Origin of the sequence: Stenotrophomonas sp. 2YAF22 (assembly GCF_052114665.1) — a bacterium.
GTDB lineage: Bacteria > Pseudomonadota > Gammaproteobacteria > Xanthomonadales > Xanthomonadaceae > Stenotrophomonas > Stenotrophomonas indicatrix.
The window spans coordinates 1-1,721 of the sequence record NZ_JBFRFE010000765.1; the positions used below are offsets into that span (position 1 = coordinate 1).

Annotated in this window: 1 protein-coding gene and 1 pseudogene; both read left to right on the plus strand. The window is 68.4% G+C overall.

Annotated elements, in window-relative coordinates:
• Positions 1–203: pseudogene (locus tag AB4Y84_RS20900) on the plus strand (tRNA epoxyqueuosine(34) reductase QueG); the annotation flags it as partial.
• Positions 204–248: 45 nt separating this feature from the next.
• The gene (gene xseA, locus AB4Y84_RS20905) at positions 249–1,589 is read left to right on the plus strand and encodes an exodeoxyribonuclease VII large subunit (RefSeq protein ID WP_442250844.1); all 1,341 of its coding nucleotides are present in this window, start codon (positions 249–251) and stop codon (positions 1,587–1,589) included.
• Positions 1,590–1,721 lie beyond the last annotated feature (132 nt).

Consider the following 1,721-nt stretch of genomic DNA (forward strand, 5'->3'; position numbering starts at 1 on the left):
AAGCTGAATTCCTGCGCCGTACCGAAGGCAGCCCGATCCGCCGCAGTGGCCATGAGCGCTGGCTGCGCAACATCGCCGTGGCGCTGGGCAATGCGCCAACCACGGCAGAGACGCTGTCGGCGCTGCAGACGCGCGCCGAGGATGCTTCGCCCGTAGTCCGCGAACACGTGCAATGGGCACTGGCCCAGCACGGCCAGCGCTGACGTGCGATCCTGAACCCCCTGCTCCATCTGCCCCACGCCGTAACCATGCAGCCACGCAACAACGACGTCCTCACCCCCAGCCAGCTCAACACCCTGGCGCGCGACCTGCTGGAAGGCAGCTTCCCGGCGATCTGGGTGGAAGCCGAACTGGGCAGCGTGGCGCGGCCGGCGTCCGGCCATCTGTATTTCACCCTGAAGGACGCGCGTGCGCAGTTGCGCGCTGCGATGTTCAGGATGAAGGCGCAATACCTGAAGTTCGTGCCGCGCGAGGGCATGCGCGTGCTGGTGCGCGGCAAGGTGACTCTGTACGACGCCCGTGGCGAGTACCAGATGGTGCTGGACCACATGGAGGAAGCCGGCGAAGGCGCACTGCGTCGCGCGTTCGAAGAACTGAAGGCGCGACTGGAAGCCGAGGGACTGTTCGACCCGGCCCGCAAGCGGTCGATGCCGGCCCACGTGCAGCGCCTGGCGGTGATCACCTCGCCCACCGGTGCCGCCGTGCGCGATGTGCTGAGCGTGCTCGGCCGCCGCTTCCCGTTGCTGGAAGTGGATCTGCTGCCGACGCTGGTACAGGGCGCAACCGCTGCCGCGCAGATCACCCGCCTGCTGCAGGCCGCCGATGCCAGCGGCCGCTACAACGTGATCCTGCTGACCCGTGGTGGTGGCTCGCTGGAAGACCTGTGGGCGTTCAACGATGAAGCCCTGGCCCGTGCAATCGCCGCCAGCGGCACGCCGGTGGTCTCGGCGGTGGGTCACGAAACCGACTTCAGTCTCAGCGATTTCGCTGCTGACCTGCGCGCGCCTACGCCATCGGTGGCCGCGGAACTGCTGGTACCCGATCAGCGCGACCTGGCCCTGCGCCTGCGCCGCAACGCGGCTCGCATGGTGCAGCTGCAACGCCACGCCATGCAGCAGGCCATGCAGCGCGCTGATCGCGCCCTGCTGCGCTTGAACGCACAGAGTCCGCAGGCACGACTGGATCTGCTGCGCCGTCGTCAGCTGGACCTCGGACGTCGCTTGCATGCGGCGCACAACCAGCAGCAGGAGCGTCGCGCAGCCCGTTTGCGCCACGCCGCTGCAGTGTTGCGGGGCCATCATCCGCAGCAGCAGATGGAGGCGCTGCGACGTCGCCTTGCCGCGTTGGGCGGTCGCCCGCAAGCGGCGCTGCAGCGCCTGATGCAGCGTGATGCGCTGCGCCTGCGCGGCCTTGCACGTTCGCTGGAAGCGGTCAGTCCGCTGGCGACCGTCGCGCGTGGCTACAGCATCGTGACCCGTGCAGACGATGGCGCGCTGGTGCGCCGGATCGAGCAGGTACAACCGGGTGACGCACTGCAGGCCCGGGTCGGCGACGGCGTGATCGACGTACAGGTGACTGCGGTCAAGTAAGGGGTGTTCGGCAGGGCTGCGCCCTGCACCCGCAGAAGCAATGGCAACGGCCGAAGCAACGGCAGAAGCTGGCTTCCTGTGGGATGGCGGGGTGGGCCCGGTTGCGGGGGACGCTGCAAGTACGTCCATGTA